This is a genomic window from Bosea sp. (in: a-proteobacteria), assembly GCA_023910605.1.
In the GTDB taxonomy this organism is placed as follows: Bacteria; Pseudomonadota; Alphaproteobacteria; order Rhizobiales; family Beijerinckiaceae; genus Allobosea.
The window spans coordinates 2,432,993-2,454,387 of the sequence record JAAVVV010000001.1 but is presented as its reverse complement, the minus strand read 5'-3'; the positions used below and the strand labels follow the sequence as shown (position 1 = coordinate 2,454,387).

At 66.7% G+C, this 21,395-nt stretch carries 17 protein-coding genes; 10 read left to right on the top strand and 7 right to left on the bottom strand.

Annotation, left to right across the window (positions count from 1 at the left end; translation table 11 throughout):
* Positions 1-64: 64 nt before the first annotated feature.
* Positions 65-1,000, top strand: coding sequence for a dihydrodipicolinate synthase family protein (locus HEQ16_11785; GenBank protein ID MCO4054706.1), 936 nt, complete (start codon positions 65-67; stop codon positions 998-1,000).
* A gap of 12 nt (positions 1,001-1,012) precedes the next feature.
* Here the strand turns inward: HEQ16_11785 and HEQ16_11780 are convergent, their stop codons facing one another.
* The 3 genes from HEQ16_11780 to recG form a co-directional block, all read right to left on the bottom strand.
* Positions 1,013-1,699: a fumarylacetoacetate hydrolase family protein gene (locus HEQ16_11780; protein ID MCO4054705.1), complete on the bottom strand. Its 687-nt coding sequence runs from the start codon at positions 1,697-1,699 to the stop codon at positions 1,013-1,015.
* A 20-nt stretch (positions 1,700-1,719) separates the two neighbouring features.
* Positions 1,720-2,433 carry a ribonuclease activity regulator RraA gene (locus tag HEQ16_11775; GenBank protein MCO4054704.1) on the bottom strand — a complete coding sequence of 238 codons (714 nt, stop codon included), beginning with the start codon at positions 2,431-2,433 and terminating at the stop codon, positions 1,720-1,722.
* 81 nt (positions 2,434-2,514) lie between these two features.
* A complete protein-coding gene (gene recG, locus HEQ16_11770; protein ID MCO4054703.1) occupies positions 2,515-4,617 on the bottom strand; it encodes an ATP-dependent DNA helicase RecG in 2,103 nt (700 codons plus the stop codon).
* A gap of 181 nt (positions 4,618-4,798) precedes the next feature.
* Between recG and HEQ16_11765 the strand changes: the two genes are divergently transcribed.
* A complete protein-coding gene (locus tag HEQ16_11765; GenBank protein ID MCO4054702.1) occupies positions 4,799-5,095 on the top strand; it encodes a succinate dehydrogenase assembly factor 2 in 297 nt (98 codons plus the stop codon).
* Between the two features lie 57 nt (positions 5,096-5,152).
* Positions 5,153-8,743, top strand: coding sequence for a transcription-repair coupling factor (gene mfd, locus HEQ16_11760; GenBank protein MCO4054701.1), 3,591 nt, complete (start codon positions 5,153-5,155; stop codon positions 8,741-8,743).
* Positions 8,744-8,756: 13 nt separating this feature from the next.
* Here the strand turns inward: mfd and mdoH are convergent, their stop codons facing one another.
* Positions 8,757-10,928, bottom strand: coding sequence for a glucans biosynthesis glucosyltransferase MdoH (mdoH, locus tag HEQ16_11755; GenBank protein ID MCO4054700.1), 2,172 nt, complete (start codon positions 10,926-10,928; stop codon positions 8,757-8,759).
* Complete coding sequence (locus HEQ16_11750) at positions 10,916-12,346, bottom strand: glucan biosynthesis protein (protein MCO4054699.1); 1,431 nt, start codon at positions 12,344-12,346, stop codon at positions 10,916-10,918. Before HEQ16_11750 ends, mdoH begins: the two co-directional genes overlap by 13 nt.
* A 316-nt stretch (positions 12,347-12,662) precedes the next feature.
* Between HEQ16_11750 and glmU the strand changes: the two genes are divergently transcribed.
* The 6 genes from glmU (at position 12,663) to HEQ16_11720 (ending at position 19,074) form a co-directional block, all read left to right on the top strand.
* Positions 12,663-14,030 carry a bifunctional UDP-N-acetylglucosamine diphosphorylase/glucosamine-1-phosphate N-acetyltransferase GlmU gene (gene glmU, locus HEQ16_11745; GenBank protein MCO4054698.1) on the top strand — a complete coding sequence of 456 codons (1,368 nt, stop codon included), beginning with the start codon at positions 12,663-12,665 and terminating at the stop codon, positions 14,028-14,030.
* A 144-nt stretch (positions 14,031-14,174) separates the two neighbouring features.
* Entirely contained in the window at positions 14,175-16,004 is a 1,830-nt protein-coding gene (gene glmS, locus HEQ16_11740) for a glutamine--fructose-6-phosphate transaminase (isomerizing) (GenBank protein ID MCO4054697.1), read from the top strand.
* Positions 16,005-16,151: 147 nt separating this feature from the next.
* The gene (locus HEQ16_11735) at positions 16,152-16,859 is read left to right on the top strand and encodes a DUF502 domain-containing protein (GenBank protein ID MCO4054696.1); all 708 of its coding nucleotides are present in this window, start codon (positions 16,152-16,154) and stop codon (positions 16,857-16,859) included.
* Positions 16,860-16,958: 99 nt separating this feature from the next.
* Positions 16,959-18,125 (top strand): amidohydrolase/deacetylase family metallohydrolase, encoded by a 1,167-nt coding sequence (locus HEQ16_11730; protein MCO4054695.1) that lies wholly within the window; start codon positions 16,959-16,961, stop codon positions 18,123-18,125.
* A gap of 11 nt (positions 18,126-18,136) precedes the next feature.
* Positions 18,137-18,595, top strand: coding sequence for a RidA family protein (locus HEQ16_11725; GenBank protein ID MCO4054694.1), 459 nt, complete (start codon positions 18,137-18,139; stop codon positions 18,593-18,595).
* A gap of 11 nt (positions 18,596-18,606) precedes the next feature.
* Positions 18,607-19,074, top strand: a complete 468-nt coding sequence (locus HEQ16_11720) for an isoprenylcysteine carboxylmethyltransferase family protein (GenBank protein ID MCO4054693.1) — start codon at positions 18,607-18,609, stop codon at positions 19,072-19,074.
* A gap of 7 nt (positions 19,075-19,081) precedes the next feature.
* Here HEQ16_11720 and HEQ16_11715 read toward each other — a convergent pair whose 3' ends face one another.
* Positions 19,082-20,074 (bottom strand): glycoside hydrolase family 25 protein, encoded by a 993-nt coding sequence (locus HEQ16_11715; GenBank protein ID MCO4054692.1) that lies wholly within the window; start codon positions 20,072-20,074, stop codon positions 19,082-19,084.
* 125 nt (positions 20,075-20,199) lie between these two features.
* Entirely contained in the window at positions 20,200-21,078 is an 879-nt protein-coding gene (locus HEQ16_11710; protein MCO4054691.1) for a glycoside hydrolase family 25 protein, read from the bottom strand.
* Between the two features lie 162 nt (positions 21,079-21,240).
* Here HEQ16_11710 and HEQ16_11705 point away from each other — a divergent pair, with 162 nt between their 5' ends.
* Entirely contained in the window at positions 21,241-21,393 is a 153-nt protein-coding gene (locus HEQ16_11705; protein MCO4054690.1) for a hypothetical protein, read from the top strand.
* Positions 21,394-21,395: the final 2 nt, after the last annotated feature.

The window sequence follows — 21,395 nt, the reverse complement described above, 5'->3', positions numbered from 1 at the left end:
CTTTGTGGAGAACGGGAATGGCCCTAAGGACAGGCCTTCTGCTTATGCATGCAAGGTCAAGGTCATGACACTCTCAGCCCAGACAGGCGGCGTCTTTCCCATCGCCCCAACGCCATTCCTGCCTGACGGCCAGATCGACTGGGCCAGCGTCGACAAGCTCTACAGCCATTACGCTTCCATCGGCTCCGATGGTCTGACGGTGCTCGGCATGATGGGCGAGGCGCCCAAGCTCGAGCCGGCCGAATCGCTTGCGCTGGTGAAGCGCGCGGTGGCGCTGATGGGCGGGCGGCCCGTGATCGTCGGCGTTTCGGCGCCCGGGCTGGCCGCCATGCGCTCGCTGGCGCGCGAGGCGATGGAGGCCGGAGCGGCCGGCGTGATGATCGCGCCGCCGAACACGCTGCGCACGGATGACCAGATAACCGGCTATTATGCACAGGCGGTGGATGCCATCGGCGCCGATGTGCCCTGGGTCATCCAGGATTTCCCGCTGCTGACGAGCGTCATCATGACGGCGGGCGTGATCCGCCGCATCGTCACGGCGCATCCGTCCTGCGTGATGCTCAAGGCCGAGGACTGGCCGGGGCTTGAAAAGATCAGCGCCCTTCGCGGCTTCGAGGCCGATGGCTCCATGCGAGCCATCTCGATCATGGTCGCCAATGGCGGACTGTTCCTCGATTTCGAGATGGAGCGGGGCGCGAGCGGCTCCAACACCGGCTATGCCTTCCCCGAGCTGCTGATCGACGTGGTGCGCCTTTCCAGGGCGGGAAACCGCGATGGCGCCCATGACGCCTTCGATCGGCATCTGCCGCTGCTGCGCTATGAACAGCAGCCCGGCGTCGGCCTCGCCGTCCGGAAATATGTGCTGATGCGGCGCGGGCTCATCGCCCATGACGCCCAGCGCAAGCCTGCCGCAGGTCTGAGCCCGCTGGCGCGGTCGGAGGTGGACTATCTGCTTGGCCGTCTCGCCCGGGTCGACGCCAGGGCGAACCTGCCGCGCTGATGCCGCCGCAGGTCAGGCGATCGTGGCGCTGACCGTGCCGACGCCGGCGATCTGGCCTTCAAGCCGGTCGCCGCGCGTCACGGCTGCTACGCCTTCGGGCGTTCCCGTCATGATGATGTCGCCCGGCACAAGCCTCACGAGGCGGGACAGATAGGCGATCGTCTCGGGCACGCTCCAGATCATCTTGTCGAGATCAGAGGACTGCCGCACCACGCCATTCACCTTCAGCTCGATCAACCCTGTAGCCGGGTGGCCGATGGTGGCCGCAGGCTGGATGTCCCCGATCGGGGCCGAGTGGTCGAAGCCCTTGGCCATGTCCCAGGGGCGGCCTGCCTTCTTGGCTGCGGCCTGGAGGTCGCGGCGCGTCATGTCGAGGCCGGCCGCATAGCCGAATACATGGTCAATAGCGTGCGTTTCCTCGATGTCGGCGCCGCCGGCACCGATGGCGACCACAAGCTCCATCTCGTGATGCAGGTTGGCTGTTCCGGGCGGATAGGGCATGTCGGCGCCGCCGGTCACGATGGCGTCGGCGGGCTTGGTGAAGAAGAAGGGCTCCTCGCGGGTCGGGTCGCCGCCCATCTCGCGGACATGCTCGGCGTAGTTGCGCCCGACGCAAAAGATGCGCCGCACCGGAAACAGGCCGCCGCCGGCAACGGGAACGGCGCTGACCAGAGCAGGTGCGAAGACATAATGCTCCATGGTTAGATCGCCTTTGCGCGTCAGGATTTGCTGGCTTCGTAACGGGCCTTGGTCTCGGCGTTCATGGGATAAAGGCCGGGCAGGGGCACGCCCCTGGCGACCTCGTCCATGATCCAGGCTTCCATGCGCTCCTGCTCGGGGGCGAGCTTGAGCACGTCGTCAAGCAGCGCCTGCGGGATCAGCACCGCGCCGTCATCGTCGACCACCACCACATCGTTGGGGAAGACGGCGACGCCGCCGCAGCCGACGGGCTCCTGCCAGTTCACGAAGGTGAGGCCAGCGACTGAGGCGGGGGCGGCCGCGCCGGAGCACCAGACGGGAAGCCCAGCGCCAAGCACGCCGGCAAGGTCACGCACGACGCCATCTGTCACGAGGCCGCCAACCTTCTTCCTTGCCATGCGGGCGCAGAGGATGTCGCCGAAGATGCCGGCATCGGTCACGCCCATGGCGTCCGCCACCGCGATGCAGCCCTCTGGCATGGCCTCGATGGCCGCACGGGTGGAAATGGGTGAGGACCAGGATTCAGGCGTGGCCAGATCCTCGCGCGCGGGCACGAAGCGCAGCGTGAAGGCGCGTCCGACAAGGCGCTTCTGGCCGGTCCGGATCGGCTTCGGGCCGCGCATCCAGACATTGCGCAAGCCCTTCTTCAGCAGGATCGTGGTGATGGTGGCTGTGGTGACGGCTTCGAGGGTCGCGACCACGGTCGGGTCGAGGGGCGGCGGGGCGATGGTCATGGACGTCCTGTCAGGCTCGATGAGGCTAGATGTTGTTGTCGGTTTGCGGGTCAAAGGCAAATGCGTTTGGCGATGGACGCCTCAGCCGGCGCGTATGAGCCGCACAGCCGCGTCGCGCTCGAACAGATAGAGCAGCAACCTCAGCGCTTCGCCGCGCGGTGAGGCCAGTCCGGGGTCGCGCTCCACGATGAGCCGCGCATCGTCCCGCGCCACGGACAGCAGATCGCCGTCGATCTCCGGCCGGGCGACGCGGAAGCCGGGCATGCCGGATTGGCGTGTGCCGAGAACTTCGCCTTCGCCGCGCAGCTTGAGGTCTTCCTCCGCAATGCGGAAGCCATCTTCCGTCTCGCGCATCACCGCGATGCGCGCTTCGGCGACCGGGCCGAGCGGACCCTTGTAAAGCAGGATGCAGCTTGACGCGGCGGCCCCGCGCCCGATCCGGCCGCGCAGCTGGTGAAGCTGGGCAAGGCCGAAGCGTTCTGCATGCTCGATGACCATCACCGTGGCGTTGGGCACGTCCACGCCCACCTCGATGACCGTGGTCGAGACAAGGATGGCGCTGTCGCCGGCGGCGAAGCTGGCCATGGCAGCATCCTTCTCCCGTGCGGGCATCTGGCCATGCAGCAGGTCCACCCTTGGACCCAGCGCGTCCCGCAGGGCCTCGAACCTCTCGGTGGCGGCGGAGACGTCGAGGCTCTCGCTCTCCTGGACAAGCGGGCAGACCCAGTAGACCTGCGCGCCCGCTTCGATGGCGCGGCCAACCGCTCCCACCACCTCGTCATAGCGATCGAGCGAGACCGCGCGGGTGGTGATCGGCTGGCGGCCGGGCGGCTTCTCCGACAGGACCGAGACATCCATGTCGCCGAACCATGTGAGGGCCAGGGTTCGCGGGATGGGGGTCGCCGTCATCACGAGAACATCCACCGCCTCGCCCTTGGCCCCGATGGCGAGGCGCTGGTGAACGCCGAAGCGGTGCTGCTCATCGACGACTGCAAGGCCGAGATCGTGGAACACCACACGCTCCTGGAACAGCGCATGGGTGCCGACGACGATATCGATCGTGCCATCGGCCAGCGCGGCGAGGATGCGCGCCCGCTCCGCTCCCTTCTCGCGTCCGGTCAACAGCGCGAGGGATAGGCCGATCTGCTTGGCCTGAACGCGCAGCCGCTCGGCATGCTGGCGGGCCAGCAATTCGGTCGGCGCCATCAGCGCGGACTGCCGCCCAGCCTCGGCGGCGCTCGCCATGGCCATCATGGCGACAGCGGTCTTGCCCGAGCCGACATCGCCCTGCAGCAGCCTCAGCATGCGCTCGGGACGCTCCATGTCGGCGCGGATCTGCGCGACCGCCCCGGCCTGGCTCCGCGTGAGCGTGTAGGGCAGGGCCGCTTCAAGCGCCGCCACGAGGCGGCCATCGCCGCTGTTGGCGCGGCCGGGCGTGCGCTTGCGCACGGCGCGCACCAAGGCCAGCGCCAGCTGGCTGGCCAGCAGCTCGTCATAGGCGAGCCTGCGGCGCGCCAGGCTCGACGGCTCGGCCGCTTCGATGTCCGCCGGGCGATGCACGGCCTTGAGCGCGTCGTCGAATGAGGCAAACGCGCTGCGCTCCAGCCAGGCGTGGTCCTGCCACTCCGGCAAAGCGGGGAGCCGCCCCAGTGCGACCTCGACGGCCCGTACGAGCATGCGCGACGAAAGGCCCTCGGTCTGGCCATAGACCGCCTCGACGGATGGCATGCGCTCGAAGGCGGCGCGGTCCATCACCCGGTCGGGGTGAACGATCTGGCGCCGGCCTTCCCACAATTCGATCTTGCCCGAGACGTAGCGCACCTCGCCGATGGGCAGGATCTGTCGCATGCGTCCGGCATCGGCCTTGAAGAAGACCAGGCTGACGTCGCCGCTCTCATCCTCCATCAGAACGCGGTAGGGCGCGCGGCCCTTGCCCTGGGGCGCCGGGCGATGCTCGACCACGCGCGCTGCGAAGGTTGCGATCTCGCCCACCGGCGCGTCGAGGATGGAGCCGGAAGCGCGGCGGTCGATTCCCGCCTGCGGCAGGTGAAACAGCAGATCCAGAATCCGCGCCGGCCTGTCCGGCTCCCCCAGCAGCTTGTCATAAAGCTTCGCAAGCTTCGGCCCGATTCCCGGCAGCGAAGCGGTCGGCGCGAAGAACGGATCGAGCAGGGACGGGCGCATCATGGAGCCATAGCAAGTTTCGCGAGGCCGGCGAAAGCGGCAGCTGCCTAACGCCTGCATGGCGCCAGCGCTTGCGGGACCAGTTTGCCGCTGACTTCCGCACCGTGCGCCGCTATAGAAGGGCCTTGAACCGAGGGCCGGAAACCGGACCCGCGGCGTTTTCCATTGGCAGGGATTGATCATGACCGGAACCACCGTGAGCAGCGCCGATCTTGAGCCGCGTCGTCGGCGAATCCTGTTCAGGGCCTGGCATCGCGGCACGCGGGAGATGGACCTGCTGATGGGATCGTTCACGGACAGCGCCATCGCCACAATGAGCGAAGAGGAACTGGGCGTGTTCGAGACCCTGATCGAAGCGCCGGACCGTGACATCTTCTCGTGGATCACCGGGGCGGTCGAAACGCCGTCCAATTACGACACCGAGATATTCCGCCGCCTCAAGCGCTTTCACACCCACGCGCAGCCCATCCATAGCTGATTTCGCCGCGCGTTGGCATGGCCCGCTCACGGAACCGCCGCGCCGCGCGGCGGGCGCATCCGCCAGTGGCAGTGCCGCGCAGGGCCCTTGGCCAGCACCAGAGACGCTCCAGTGAACAAGCCCGTCAAGCCCACCGCACTCGATCGCGCAGCCGATGCCCTGCTGCGGAAGGACCGTCCCATCCTGGCGGGCGTGCCGGAAGGCTATGACGCGGTTGTCCTGTCCGGTCTGGCCCGCCGGCTCGCGGCGCGGGTCGAGGCACCGGCCGTTGCGGTTTTCGTCTCGCGCGACGGGCAGCGGATGCAGCGGCTTGAGTCTGCGCTGCGCTTTGTCGCGCCCGACATCGAAATCCTGCCGCTGCCGGCATGGGACTGCCAGCCCTATGACCGGGCCTCTCCCAATGCCGCGATCGTGGCGCGACGCATGACGACGCTGGCGCGGCTGGCCCGCTCCCGCTCGGGCGAGGCGCGCCCGCGCGTGCTGCTGACCACCATCAACGCCGCGCTGCAGAGGCTGCCAGCCCGGCAGATGGTCGCAGCGCAGAGCTTCGCGGCCGCGCCAGGCAACGTGGTGGACACGCGGGAACTGGCCGCCTGGCTCGACATGGGCGGCTACATGCGCGCTTCGACCGTGCGAGAAACCGGCGAGTATGCCGTGCGCGGCGGCATCGTGGACCTGTATCCGCCCGGGCTGCCGCAGCCGATCCGCCTCGACTTTTTCGGCGATGCGCTGGAGACCATCCGCACCTTCGATCCGGAAACCCAGCGCTCGCTGGCTTCGATGCGGGCGCTCGACCTGGTCCCCGTCTCCGAAACCCAGTTGACGACGGACACGATCCGCCGCTTCAGGCAGGGCTATCTCGTCGCCTTCGGCGCGCCGGGCCGCGATGACGTGCTGTACGAGACGGTGTCTGAGGGGCGGCGTTTCGCGGGCATGGAGCACTGGTCCCCGCTCTTCCACGAGCGCATGGACACGCTTTTCGACTATTGCGACGGCGCCTCCTGGCTGCTCGACCCGCAACTCGACGATGTGCGCGCTGGCCGTATTTCTCAGATCGAAGAATATTACCAGTCCCGCAAGGAGGCCGTCGACCGGAACGCGGCCGGCACTCCCTACAACCCCCTGCCGCCATCCGCCCTCTATCTCACCGCTGCCGAGTGGACGGAGCGGCTGAACGAGGCCGGGCACGGCAAGCTCACGCCCTTCGCGCAGCCCGACAGCGAGGCCCGCCTCGTCATCGACTGCGGAGCGCGGCAGGGACGCGGCTTCGCGGCCGAGCGCGCCGCCGACGGCAACGTCTTCGACGCTGTGGTGACGCACATCGCCGCGCTGCATAAGGCGGGCAAGCGCGTGTTGATCGCCGGCTGGTCGGAGGGCTCCCGCGAGAGGCTGGCGCATGTGCTGCACGATCATGGCCTTGCCAGCGCCGAGATGGTGGGCTCGCTGGCGGCGGCGCGTCAGCTCAAGCCCGAAGGCGTGGCTTTGGTGGTATGGGGCCTCGAAACCGGTTTCGAGACGTCCAAGCTCGCGGTCATCGGCGAGCAGGACATTCTTGGCGACCGGCTGATCCGGGCCAGGCGCGCCTCCAGGAAGGCCAACGACTACATCACGGAAGCGGCCTCGCTGACGCCGGGCGATCTCGTCGTGCATGTGGACCACGGCATCGGCCGCTTTGTCGGGTTGCAGACCATCGATGTCGCTGGCGCACCGCAGGACTGTCTCGAAATCCACTATAATGGAGGAGACAAGCTCTTCCTGCCGGTGGCCAACATCGAGCTGCTTTCGCGCTATGGCTCGGAGGACACCGAGGTCCAGCTTGACCGGCTCGGCGGGCCCGGCTGGCAGGCGCGCAAGGCGAAGATGAAGCAGCGCATCCGCGAGATCGCGGGCAAGCTCATCCAGATCGCCGCCGCCCGCCTGCTGAAGGACGCGCCGCGCATCACCCTGCCCGAAGGGCTCTATGACGAGTTCGCGGCGCGCTTCCCCTATGAGGAGACCGAGGATCAGCTCAACGCCATCGATGCGGTGATCGACGATCTGGGCCTGGGACGGCCGATGGACCGGCTGGTCTGCGGCGATGTCGGCTTCGGCAAGACGGAGGTGGCGCTGCGCGCGGCGTTCGCTGTGGCGATGGCCGGCAAGCAGGTGGCCGTCGTGGTTCCGACCACGCTCCTGGCGCGCCAGCACCACAAGACATTCGCCGATCGCTTCAAGGGCCTGCCGGTGCAGGTTGGGCAGGCCTCGCGCTTCGTGGGAGCAGGCGATCTCAAGGCGGTGAAGGACGGCATCGCGGACGGGACGATGGACATCGTGGTCGGCACCCACGCGCTGCTCGGCAAGAACGTGAAGTTCAAGGACCTCGGCCTGGTCATCGTCGATGAGGAGCAGCATTTCGGCGTGGCGCACAAGGAGCGGCTGAAGGAGATGCGCGCGGAGGTGCATGTGCTGACCCTCTCGGCTACGCCGATCCCGCGCACGCTGCAACTGGCGATGACAGGGGTGCGTGACCTGTCGATCATCGCGACCCCGCCGGTCGACAGGCTGGCGGTGCGGACCTTCGTCGCGCCGTTTGACGGACTGATCGTGCGCGAGGCTCTGCTGCGCGAGCGCTACCGCGGCGGGCAGAGCTTCTATGTCGTGCCAAGGATCGAGGATCTGGCCACGGTGAAGGACTACCTCGACAAGCAGGTGCCCGAGTGCAAGGTGGCCGTCGCACATGGCCAGATGGCCGCCGGGCAGCTTGAGGATGTGATGACGGCCTTCTACGAGGGCAAGTTCGACATCCTGCTCTCGACGACGATCGTCGAGTCCGGGCTCGACATCCCGACCGCCAATACGCTCATCGTCCACCGCGCTGACATGTTCGGGCTTTCGCAGCTTTACCAGCTGCGTGGGCGGGTGGGCCGCTCCAAGACACGCGCCTACGCGCTGTTCACGCTGCACGAGAAGAAGAAGCTCACCGTGCAGGCCGAGCGGCGGCTGAAGGTGCTGCAATCGCTCGACACGCTCGGCGCGGGCTTCCAGCTGGCCAGCCACGACCTCGACATTCGCGGCGCTGGCAACCTGCTCGGCGACGAGCAATCCGGCCACATCAAGGAAGTGGGCTATGAGCTTTATCAGCAGATGCTGGAGGAGGCGGTGGCGTCGCTCAAGGCCGGCATCACAGAGCCTGCCGAGGATCAATGGTCCCCGTCGATCACCATAGGGACGCCCGTCATGATACCGGACAGCTATGTCGAGGATCTCGTGCTGAGATTGGGGCTCTACAAGCGGCTGTCCACGCTCGAGACGGATCAGGAGATCGAGAGCTTCGGCGCCGAGATGATTGACCGTTTCGGCCCGATGCCCGACGAGGTGCGCCAGTTGCTCGACATCGTGGCGATCAAGGTTCTGTGCCGGCGCGCCAATGTCGAGAAGGTGGAGGCTGGCCCCAAGGGCATCATCGTCGCGTTCCGGGACAATTCCTACGCCAACCCCGATGGGCTGGTGGCCTATGTCACCGAACAGGGCGCCGCCAGCGCCAGGGTGCGGCCCGACATGAAGTTGGTCTTCGTGCGCGAGATGGACAAGCCCGAGCTGCGGCTCAAGACCACGACGCGCCTGATGCGGGATCTGGTGCGGATCGCAGAGCGCAAGAAGGCGGCCTGAGCAGCGCCGGGCGTCACTCCGCCGCGAGCTTTGCCGCCGTGCTCGGCGCGCCCAGCTGCCCGAGCAGGAATAGCAAGGCGCGGTCGTGCAGAACCACCATGCGCTCCCTGGGCTTGAGCCACGCCATGGCTTCGTCGATCGAGGCGGCGTCGACCAGCTTGGCCTGCGCCACTGCCCTGTCGGCCTCGATCTGGCCCCGTTGACGCGGGCTCATGGCCGGCAGCATCGCGGCATGCGCTTCCATCAGCTCCGGGTTCTGATGAAGCGCCAGCAGCCCGTCGGCATCGTCGAAGCGCTGCCGGGCGAACTCCTGTTGCAGGGCGTTGGCGCGCGTCGCGATGGCGGGCGGCGCGCCTTCCTCGGGCGTCAGCAGCAGGCCGCGGCGCTTGAGCCAAAGCCCGATCGCCAGCTGGCCGCTGGCCCATGAGAGCGGTATCGCCAGCAGCAACCCGAGGATCGTGGGCGACATCCAGGCGAAGAGCGATGTCGCGATCATGAAGGCGACGACGCCCGTGAACACGCCAAGCACGGTATGCATGCGGTGCCGCCGCACGATGTCTGCGAAGGGGATGGAGCCATCGTCACGCCGCTGCGGGTTCCAGCCTGTGTCGCGGCCGGCGATGATCTGGAACACGGAGCCGGACTGGATCACCATCATGATGGGCGCGAGCAGCGCCGACATGAAGATCTCCAGGATGGCGGAAATGGTCAGCCTGATGCCGCCGCCGCAGGCGCGGCGCTCAGCATTGTTCACGAGCGTCAGCAGAAAGCCGAAGAGCTTGGGCGCCAGCAGGATGGCCATGGTCAGGCCGAACAGGGCCAGCGACCGCTCCGGGTCGAAGCGCGGCCAGACGGGGACCAGCGTGAACTCGTTGGTGAAGTACTCGGGGCGCGCATACTGCACCTGAAGCACCAGCGCGATGCCGACCACGAGCTGCATGAGCCAGAAGGGCGAGGCCATGTAGGACATGATGCCCGTGGCGAAATGCTGCCGCGTCGGCCATCTCAGCCCCGCCGCGAACATTACGCGGCCGTGCTGGAGATTGCCCTGGCACCAGCGCCTGTCCCGGGCCGAAAGGTCGATGAGCGAGGGCGGGCTTTCCTCATAGGAGCCGTGCAGGTCGGGCAGCATGTAGACTGCCCAGCCTGCCCGGCGGATCAGCGCCGCCTCGACGAAGTCATGGCTCAGGATGTGGCCACCAAACGGGGGCTTGCCCTTGAGGTCGGGCAATCCGCAATGCGCCGCGAAGGCGGCCGTGCGTATGACGGCGTTGTGGCCCCAGTAATTGCAATCGCGGCCAGACCATTGCGCGAGGCCCGTGGCTATGACGGGGCCATAGACGCGGGCGGCGAATTGCTGGAGCCGCGCGAACAGCGTGTTGCGGTTGATGATGAGCGGCAGAGACTGGATGATGCCGGCATCGGGATCGGCCTCCATCGCCGCGGCCAGCCGCACGATGCAGGTGCCGGTCATCAGGCTATCGGCATCGAGCACGACCATGTGCTCGTAACGGCCGCCCCAGCGCGTGACGAAATCGGCGATGTTGCCGGCCTTGCGATGATGGTTCTTCGCCCGGTGGCGATAGTAGAGCCGGTGGTCGGGACCCAAACGCTCCCGCAGCGCCAGAAAGGCGCGCTCCTCCGCCACCCAGATGTCCGGGTTGGTGGTGTCGGAGAGGATGAAATAGTCGAAGTGCGCGCCCAGACCCGTCGCGTCCACCGACTCGCGGATCGCCGCCACCGCCGCGAAGGTGCGCGCCGTCGATTCATTATAGATTGGCATGACGATGACGGTGCGCTGCGAAAGGCTAACCGCGCGCGGCGTGGGGTTGGGCCTGACCGTCAGCGTGATGAAGCCAAGGATCGCCGAGGTGAAGGCCAGCGCGATCCAGGAGAAATTCACGGTGAACAGCGCCAGAAGCAGATATTGCAGCACGGTCGTGCGGCTGACCGACACGACCTCATACATCTCGCGCGCGCCGTAGAGCGTCAGCGCAAGCGCGCCGCCGAACACGAACAGGCGCGGGAGCCAGGGCGTGCGCCAGGCGCCAGGGCGGGCGCGCCGGCGTTCCTCGCTCCGGCTCCATCGGCGCAGCGACTGGGTCGGCATGTCGAGGCGGGCCTCTGCCGGCACAGGAGGCTCTGCGAGCGCCGCCGCGGCGGCGCCTGGGCTCACGGTGTCCATCGGTAGAGCCATGTCTCGGAAAGGGGGCGGCCTTGCGTCTCGAGCTGAAGCCGAAGCTCGCTGGCGTTCTCCGCGCCAGGATCAAGCTCGAAGGCGACCCGCAAGGTCTTGCGGCCCGGATAGGCCCAGAGCCTCACGCCGTGGATGGCACCGGGCGTGGCGCCCAGGTTGATCTTGACGGACTGCGCCAATGCGGGATCGGCGAGGGCGTCGGCCGCGAAGTCCACCAGGAAGCGCCGGCGGCGGCCCTGCGAACCGCGCCCCTGCCGCACGGCGCGCACCATGGCGACAGGCGGCGTCTCGGGCGGCTGCCAGCACCAGAACTGGCGATAGGAAACGGTCGTCTCCGAGCCGGCCGCGATCGGCTGGCGGGGGCGCCAGTGGGCGATGATGTTGTCATTGAGATCGGAATCGGTCGGCACTTCCAGCAACTGCACCGATCCCGCGCCCCAATCGCCCAGAGGCTCGACCCAGATGGAGGGGCGCAGTTCGAAGCGCTGCTCGTCGTCCTGGAAGGCAATGTAGTCGCGCTCGCGCTGCACGAGGCCGAAACCACGCGGGTTATTGTCGACGAAGGCGGAAATCTGGAGCTGCTCGGGGTTGTTGAGCGGCCGATAGAGCCATTCATCCGCGCCGGTGCGCAGCTGCAGGCCCGAAACCTCATGCACGGCGGGGCGAACATCATCAAAAATGCGGCGGCGCTGGGGGGCAAACAGGAAGTTGCCCATCATGCCGCCGAAGCCGACATTTTCGAGCTGGACGCGGGCAAACAGCGTGAGCTCCACATCATTGATGGACATGTCGCCGGGGCGGACCGTCATCCTTGCGGCGGCGGTGGCGCTTTCGGAATCGATCAGGGCATGGATCACGATGGCGTTGGCGGCCGGCCCGGGGCGTTCGATCCAGAAGCCGCGGAAATACGGCACCTCTTCACCGCGCTGCTCGCCGGGCCTGAGCACCAGCGTGCGGGCGATGGCGCCGAACATCTGGCCGCGCGCAATGGCGCGGAAGAAGGTCGCCCCCTGAAAGACGGCGGCCTCCTGCAGCCGGTCACTGCCGAAATGCAGGCGAAAGCCGGAAAAGCCGAGGTCGTTGCCGGTGGCCGGGATCGGCGCCCGACCGTAATCGAAGCTGCCCTTGTCGAAGGCGATGCGGCGAATGGCACCGTCCTCGACGACGAAGATGCTGACCTGATTGCTGAAAACAGCCCCGCGATGCAGCGGCTCGATCGTGAAGCCGCGCTGCTCTCCGGCCCAGATCATGCGCTGGGGTTGCATGCGGATGCTGCCCAGCACATCGAGCGGCAGTGCGCCAAGACCGTCGGGCAATTCGGACGGTGACGGCGCCATGGGCCGGCGGGCCAAGGCCCGCGCCAGTTCGACGACAAGGCCCGGCTCGAAGCGCTGTCCATCGCCGATGGGCCCTGGAAAACCGGCATTGCCGTTCTGCTGGGCCGCGGCAGGATATGCCACGACCGCGCCAAGGGCGGCGCTGCCCGCCAGGAAATCTCGCCGCGTGAGAAAGATGCTCATTGCCCAGCTGGAGTGGTGCCAAAACGAAAGGTCGAGGTTGGCCGCGAGCGCTCTTAGCACGCTTTGTGCCACGCGCCAGCCGTGTTTGAAATCGGGCAGCCCGTAGGATAGTGATTCCGCGCCCGAGCGTGCCGGACCCAGTCCGGGCCTTCGGACCGCGCCTTTCGACCCCGCCCATCAAACCGATACACAAGGCAGCATTATGATCGCCGCTATCAGCTCCGGCCGCAGGTGCCTCGCCATCGTGCTTGCGGCAGGCGAGGGCACACGCATGAAATCGGCGCTGCCGAAGGTGATGCACCCGCTGGCCGGGCGCAGCATGCTGGGGCATGTCATGAGCGCTGTGCTTGAGGCCGGAGCCAGCGAGATTGCCGTGGTGGTGGGGCCAGGCCGCGACGATGTCGCCGCCGAGGCGCGCGCGGTCCTGCCCGGGGCCCGCATCTTCGAGCAGCGGGAGCGGCTGGGCACGGCCCATGCCGTGCTCGCCGCGCGCGAGGCGATCGAGCAAGGCTACGACGAGGTGGTCGTCGCCTTCGCCGACACGCCGCTGCTGACGGGCGCGACCTTTCTTGCCATGCGCGGCGCGCTTGATGCCGGCGTTGCAGTGGTGGCGCTTGCCTTCGAGGCTGAGGACCCGACCGGCTATGGCCGGATGATCCTTGCCGGGGATGGCGCGCTCGCGGCCATTGTGGAGCACAAGGACGCCACTGCCGAGCAGCGCGCGCTGACCTTGTGCAATGCCGGGCTGATCGCGCTCGATGGACGACGCGCGCTCGATATCCTGTCGCGGATCGGCAACGCCAACGCGCAGCGCGAATACTACCTCACGGATGCTCCCGCCATCGCCAGGGCGCTGGGGCTGCGCGCCGCCGTGCTGACCGCGCCGGAGGCCGAGGTGCAGGGCGTCAACGATCGGGTTCAACTCGCCCGCGCCGAGGCCGCGCTACAGGCAAGGCTGCGTGAGCGCGCGATGCGCGCCGGCGTGACGATGATCGATCCCGCCACCGTGTTCCTGCATCACGACACCAGGATTGCGCGCGACGTGACCATCGAGCCCAACGTCTGGTTCGGCCCCGGCGTGGTCATCGAAGAGGGCGGCGTCATCCATGCCTTCTCGCATCTGGAAGGAGCGCATGTAGGTCCGCGCGCCAGCGTAGGACCCTTCGCCAGGCTGCGCCCCGGCGCACAGCTTGGCGAAAAGGCCAAGGTCGGCAATTTCGTCGAGATCAAGGCCTCGACGCTCGGCAAGGGCGCCAAGGTCAGCCATCTCACCTATATCGGCGATGCCTCTGTGGGAGCCGACGCCAATATCGGGGCCGGCACAATAACCTGCAATTACGACGGCTACGCGAAGTTCAGGACCGTGATCGGCGATGGTGCTTTCGTCGGCTCCAATTCGTCACTGGTCGCGCCAGTGACGATCGGCGAGGGGGCCTACATCGGGTCAGGTTCGGTGGTCACCAAGGATGTGGAGCCCGGCTCGCTGACGGTCGCGCGGGCGCGGCAATCGAGCTATCCGGGCTGGGCGGCTGCCTTCCGCGCGCGCAAGAAGGCCGAAAAGAAGGGCTGAACCAGCCGGGTTGCAGCCGAATCGCAGGCTTTTTTCATAGTTGGTCATCCAAAGTGATTGGTGCGCCTTGAGCGGAGCCGCTATCGGGGAAGCTGGCTGCGAAGCCGGCGCGAAGGCGTTGACCAAGAAGGGGCGGACGAAGCGATGTGTGGCATAGTTGGCATTCTGGGCAAGACTCCCGTGGCTCTCGATGTGGTCGAGGCCCTGCGGCGGCTCGAGTATCGGGGCTATGATTCCGCAGGCGTCGCCACGCTGGAGAATGGGCAACTCACCCGCCGCCGCGCCGAGGGCAAGCTGCGCAACCTCGAGGTCGAGCTTTCCAAGCGGCCGCTGGCTGGCCTGGTCGGCATCGGCCATACTCGTTGGGCCACCCATGGCCGGCCCAGTGTGCCGAACGCCCACCCCCACGCCACCGACAAGCTTGCGGTGGTCCACAACGGCATCATCGAGAACTTCGCCGAGTTCCGGGCCGAACTCGAGGCGGAGGGCTTCCGCTTCGAGTCCGAGACCGACACCGAGGTCGTCGCGCATCTGGTGACGCGCGAGATCAACCGCGGGTCCAAGCCGGTCGCCGCGGTCGCCGCCGTCCTGCCGCGGTTGCGCGGCGCCTTCGCGCTGGCCTTCCTGTTCTCGGGCGAGGAAGACCTGCTGATCGGCGCGCGCAACGGACCTCCGCTCGCGGTCGGCATCGGCAACGGCGAAATGTATCTGGGGTCGGATGCATTTGCGCTCGCGCCTTTCACGAACATGATCGCATACCTGGAAGACGGCGACTGGGCCATTCTCCACCGCAACTCCGTCGAGTTCCGCAATGTCGATGGCCAGGTCGTGCACCGCGCGGCGCAGGTGGTCGCGGCCGGCGCGGCTCTCGTCGACAAGGGCAACCACCGCCACTTCATGGCGAAGGAAATCCATGAGCAGCCCGAAGTCATCACCCATACGCTGACCACCTATCTCGACATGGTGTCGGCCAAGGTGAAGCTGCCTTTCGAGCAGCCGCTCGACTGGGCCAAGGTGGAGCGCCTGTCCATGTCGGCGTGTGGCACGGCCTACCTGGCTGGCCTGACCGCCCGCTATTGGTTCGAGAGCATCGCGCGGGTTCCAACCGACATTGATGTCGCCTCCGAGTTCCGTTACCGCGAGCCGCCGCTCCTGGCCAAGAACGGCATCGCGATGTTCCTCTCGCAGTCCGGAGAGACCGCCGACACACTGGCTTCACTGCGTTACGCGAAAAGCCAGAACCAGACGATTCTGTCTGTGGTCAATGTCCCGACCTCGACCATCGCGCGGGAAAGCCACATCGTTGCTCCGATCACGGCAGGCCCCGAGATCGGCGTCGCCTCGACCAAGGCCTTCACCTGCAAGCTGGTCACGCTTGCCAGCATCGCCATCGCGGCCGGCCGGATGCGGGGCGCGATCACCCCTGAACGCGAGAGCGAACTGGTGCACGAATTGATCAGGCTGCCGGGCCTGATGACGCAGGCGCTCAAGAGCGAGGTGCAGATAGAGCGCCTTGCCCACAAGCTGAGCAAGGCGCGCGACGTGCTTTATCTCGGGCGCGGCACCAGCTTTCCGCTGGCGCTGGAAGGGGCGCTCAAGCTCAAGGAAATCTCCTACATTCACGCAGAAGGCTATGCTGCGGGCGAACTCAAGCACGGCCCCATCGCGCTGATCGACGAGGAGATGCCGGTGATCGTGGTGGCGCCGCATGATCATCTGTTCGAGAAGACAGCCTCGAACATGCATGAGGTCGCAGCGCGCGGCGGCCGCATCATCCTGATCACGGACGAGAAGGGCGCGGCCGAAACCACGATCCAGACCGAAGCGACGATCGTCATGCCGACGATGTCGCCGACCTTTTCGGCGATAGTTTACGCCATCCCGGTTCAGCTGATCGCCTACCACACGGCGCTGGTGATGGGCAAAGATGTGGATCAGCCGCGCAATCTGGCCAAGTCCGTCACCGTCGAGTGAGCCTTTTGCGGGAGTAACGACGGCGCCAGACGCCGCGTCGCGCTTCGCCGGGGGCGCTCGCCTTCGCACACGCAAAAAATGCAGCGCCTGCGCTGCGATTCATGCCATGCTTGCAGCCCTGAACCGTCAACAGGACGCCGCCAGACTATGGACCATCGCCCCGACCTGCGCGAGCTTGGCGCGCCGGCCGAAGCCCCGGAACCGGATGCCTCGCGCGGGCAGCGCCTGAGCGCGCGCCTGCGCCGCTATTTTCTGACCGGCGTCGTCATTGCCGGCCCGCTCACCATCACCACCGCTGTGGTGTGGTGGGTGATCACTCTGATCGACGGCTGGGTGAAGCCGCTGATTCCGGCCAGCTATCTGCCCGAGAGCTATCTTCCCTTCGCGATTCCCGGCTTTGGCCTTCTGGTCGCGCTCGTGGGCCTCACTCTGCTGGGCTTTCTCACGGCGAATCTCGCCGGACGAGCCCTTGTGGAGGCTGGCGAGGGGCTGCTGGAACGCACTCCGGTGGTGCGCGGGCTTTACCGTGGCATGAAGCAGATCTTCGCCACGGTCTTCACAGCGAACGGCTCCACTTTCCGCACTGTCGGGCTGGTGCAGTATCCGACGCGCGGCATGTGGTCGATTGTGTTCCTGTCCAAGGAAGCGGCGCCGGAGATTTCGGCCGCCCTGCCGGATCCGGACGAGCATATCGGCGTGTTCCTGCCGTGCAGCCCCAACCCGACCACGGGCTTCTTCTTCTACCTGCCGCGGCGCGAGGTCATCGAGGTCGCCATCAGCGTGGAGGATGCGGCCAAGCTCGTGATGTCGGCCGGCCTGATCCAGCCTGAGGATGTCGGCAGGCGTTCGCGCTGAGCGTTCGGCGCGCAGCGCAGTCGGGGGCTGCCCCCATGCGGCTTGACCTTGCGAAGCCCGCAGCCAAACATGTGCGAGGGCATCCACAAGGGGCTGGGCATGGCGCATCAACTGATCTTGCGCGGCGGCCGGGTGATCGACCCGTCGCAGAACCTCGACGCCATCTGCGACGTGGCCTTCACGGACGGTCAGGTTTCGGGCTGCGGCAAGGATCTGCCCGCAGGACCGGGGACGGAAGCGCGCGATGTGTCGGGCTACATCATCTCGCCAGGGCTCATCGATCTGCACACCCATGTCTATCATGGCGGCACGTCGCTCGGCATTGATGCGGACGCGTTCTGCCGCAGTTCCGGCGTCACGACCTCGGTTGACACGGGCAGCGCCGGGCCAGGCAATTGGGCAGGCTTCCGCAGGCATGTCATCGAGCGCAGCGAGGCCCGGATCCTCGCCTACCTGCATGTCTCGTTTGCAGGCATCTTCGGATTCTCCAAGACCGTGATGGTCGGCGAAAGCGAGAACATCAAGCTCATGGCGCCGGCGGACTGCGCGGCGGTCGCCGACGCCAACCGTGATCTCATCGTCGGCATCAAGGTGCGGGTCGGCCGCGGCTCATCCGGCGACCAGGGCATCGCGCCGCTCGACATTGCGCTTCAGGTGGCTGACCAGGTCGGGATGCCGCTGATGGCGCACATCGATCATCCCCCGCCATCCTATGACGAGGTGGTGGACAGGCTCAGGCCAGGCGATGTGCTGACCCATTGCTTCAGGCCCTTCCCCAATGCGCCCTGCACGGCGCAGGGCACCGTCAAGGCGGCGGTGCTCAACGCGCGCAAGCGCGGCGTGCTGTTCGATGTCGGCCATGGCGGCGGCTCCTTTGCCTTCAAGACGGCGCGTGCCATGCTGGCCAACGGATTTCACCCCGACACGATATCCTCCGACGTGCACACGGTGTGCATCGACGGGCCGGCGTTCGATCAGGTGACGACCATGTCGAAGTTCCTGTGCATGGGCATGAGCCTAAACGACGTGATCAAGGCCTCCACCCTGAATGCCGCGGTCGCGCTTCAGCGCATGGAATATGGCTCGCTCAAGCCCGGCTCGCTGGGGGATGCGACGATCCTGAGCGTGCGTGAGGGCCGCTTTGATTATGTCGATGTTGTGGGCGAACACCTTGTCGGTGACCGCCGCATCGTCTCCGAAGGCGTCGTGCTGAAGGGCAAATGGTGGCATCCGCGCCGCTCCAGCCGTTTTCGCAGAACAAACTGAAGGAGCCCGTCATGTCGGTGGAAGACAACCTCAAGCGGCTTGGGATCACCCTGCCGGATATGCCCGAGCCGATCGCGAACTACGTCCGCTTCAAGCGCGTGGGCGAGCTCGTCTATCTGTCGGGGCAGGGACCGCGCAAGCCTGACGGATCGCAGCACACCGGCAAGGTGGGCGCCGATGTCACCTGGCAGCAGGCGTATGACCACGCAAGGCTGACGGGCCTGGGCCTGCTCGCCGCCATGAAGCAGGCAGCCGGCTCGCTCGACAAGGTGGAGGTGGTGAAGTTGCTCGGCATGGTCAACGCCACCCCGGATTTCGGTGACCATCCCAAGGTCATCAACGGCTGTTCGGACTTGCTGGTAGAGGTGCTGGGCGAGAATGGGCGTCATGCCCGCTCGGCGGTGGGGATGGGCTCGTTGCCCAACAACATCACCGTCGAGATCGAGGCGATCATCCGTATCCTGCCCTGAGGAGCGATCCCGTGGCAGAGCCAGCAGATCGTCCCAACACCATACCGTGGCCGCCGATCCTCTTTCTCGGGGCGCTGCTGGCCGCCAACGCGATGCGCTTGCTCTGGCCGCTCAGTCTGGATGTCGCGCCGATGCTGCGCTTGTTTGGCGGGTTCGTGGCGGTGGCGGCGCTGGGCATAATGGGCTGGGCGTTTCTGGCCTTCAGGGCGCACCAGACTTCGGTGTTGCCGCACCGCCGGGCCGATGCGCTCATCGAGACAGGGCCGTTCGCGTTCTCGCGCAACCCGATCTATCTGTCCGAGTCCGTGCTTCTGACGGGCCTCGGACTGGTCAACGGCTCGGTCTGGTACTGGCTGGTGATTCCGCTCTTCATGCTCGCCGTTACGCGGCTGGCCATCACGCGGGAAGAAGCGCATCTGGAGGCACGGTTCGGGTCGGCATGGCGCGATTATGCCGCGCGCGTGCGGCGCTGGGTCTGAGGATGCATCAATCCGCGCGCTCGCGGATCAAGAGGCTGCCCGTTATGCCGACATCGCGGAGGGGGCGCCGCGGCGCCGCCTGCTGGACGGGCGCAGGCGGCCTCGGATTCATGGGGCCGACCAGCGTGCCCGCAGAGGCGCGGCGTGCCCTGGGCACCGGGTTGATCCCGGGACCCGGCTGCGCGATCCGGGAATTGGCGTTCAGCGGACGACGAGCCCCGATGTCGTATCGCCCGGCCTTCCAGTCCACGAATTGCTTCTCGTTGCCGAAGAAGGCGTTGCGATCGACGTCGCCCATGATGCCGGGCACGCGGCCCGTGGTGGTGAATTGCCAGAATTCCCACGGGCGGTTCTGATAGCGCTTCTCGGGTCGGGCCGCGGTGGAGCGTATCCAGAAGGGATAGTCGTCGAACTCGGTGGTGTCCTCAAGCACGTCGGCGTGGAAGTTGATGTCGGTGTAGATGATCGGCTTCTTGCCGTAATGGGCCTCGAAGGCGCGCAGCATCTCGCGCATCTTCTGGCGCGCCACGGCCGGCGTCGCGCGCGGGCAGCTCGACTGGTTGTTCCACTCCACGTCGAGCACGGGGGGCAGCGAGTCCGCCTCCTTCGGCACGTTGCGGATGAACCACCTTATCTGGTCGCGCGCGGGGCGGCACCAGAATACGAAGTGATAAGCGCCGCGCGGCACTCCGGCCGCGCGTGATTCCACCCAGTTTTCTTGGAACTTGCGGTCAAGCAGGTCGCCACCCTCAGTGGCCTTGATGAAGGCGAAGCGCGTGCCGGCGTCCTTCACGCGCTCCCAGTCGATGTCCATCTGCCATTTGGAGACGTCGATGCCCTGGATGACCTTGCGCTTGGCATCGCGCACGCCGTGATGGGGCTCGGCGTCGCTCTTCTTGGGGAAGGGATTGCGCGCCTCGGCCGCGCCGAACGACAGCATCGTGACCAGACATGCGAACAGGGCTGGGCGGCGGAACCGTCGGGGAGCATACGCAGACATGATCGGGTCACCTGTGATGCCCGATTGATCGAGTTATTATGGTAAAGGCGCGGTTTACGCGACCGCTCGGATTGCGCGCATGGTTTATGAAGCCCTAACGCGGCGCCCCTCGCACTCCATCGACCTCAATCCTCTGTCGCAGCCGCAGCGGCGGAGCGGGCAGGCCCCGCCGGCGCTGCGGGTGGGGTCCCGCCGCGCCGCCAGGTGCGCGCGGCGATATCGTAGTCGCCGCGCAGCCAGCCGGTGAACTCCGCATCGGTGCCATTGAAGACGTTGCGGTCGACATCCCCACGAATGCCGGGGATGCGCCCCGTGGTGGTATACTGCCAGAACGCCCAGGGGCGGGCGACGTAGCGCTCCTCGGGGCGGGCGGCGACCGAGCGAAGCCAGAAGGGATAGCGATCGAACTCCCGCTCACCCTCAAGCACCTCCTTGTGGAAGGTGATGTCGGTGTAGATGATCGGCACCTTGCCGGTATGGGCCTCAAGCTCGCGCAGCATCACGCGCGCCTTCTCCAGCGCGACCTCGCGCGGGACCTTCCGCGGGCAGGTGCGGCTGTGGCCGTTCCATTCGAGATCGAGCACCGGGGGCAGCGCATCGGGATCGCGCGGAATGTGCTGGACGAACCAGTGGGCCTGCTCGTGCGCAGGGCGACACCAGAATACGAAATGATAGGCGCCGACCGGGATGCCGGCGGCCTTCGCTCCGGCCCAGTTCCGGAGGAAGCGCTCGTCCTCATGGTCGCCGCCCTCGGTGGCCTTGATGAAGGCGAAGCGCGTGCCGGCCGCGCGCACGGCTGCCCAGTCGATCTCGGCCTGCCATTTGGATACGTCGATGCCGTGCACCGGATAACCCTGGGCCGCAGCCGCGCCAGGATGGGGACGCACATCGCTCTTGCCGGGATAGCGGCCGCTGAAATCCTGGAAGCCGCACGAGCCGAGCGCGAGCCCGCACAGGGCAGCGACGGCGGCTTTCAGCGATGTAGGCAGACGGCTCGCAGGCATTACGGCTTTCGTATCGGCAAAGGTGAAAGGTCCGGTTGGCGCAGCGTGGGCGCGCCAGCGCATCGCAGGACATTCTCCCTAAAGGATTTCATTTTTGTTGACGATGGCGCATCGGGCGCTTGATCGGCCCCCATTGAGTGGTCTGGTTGGAATGTCAGTGCATTGACGGCCTCGTCGCTCTGCGACGCGAACTGGCTCGGCTTCGCGACGGAGGCCTGTGTCTACGCGGCCACAGTGTATTTCATCTGCTGCTATGCCATGTCGAAATACAGCCAGCGCCTTGAAGTCGTGCTCAACGAGGGCCAGCGTCGCTGACC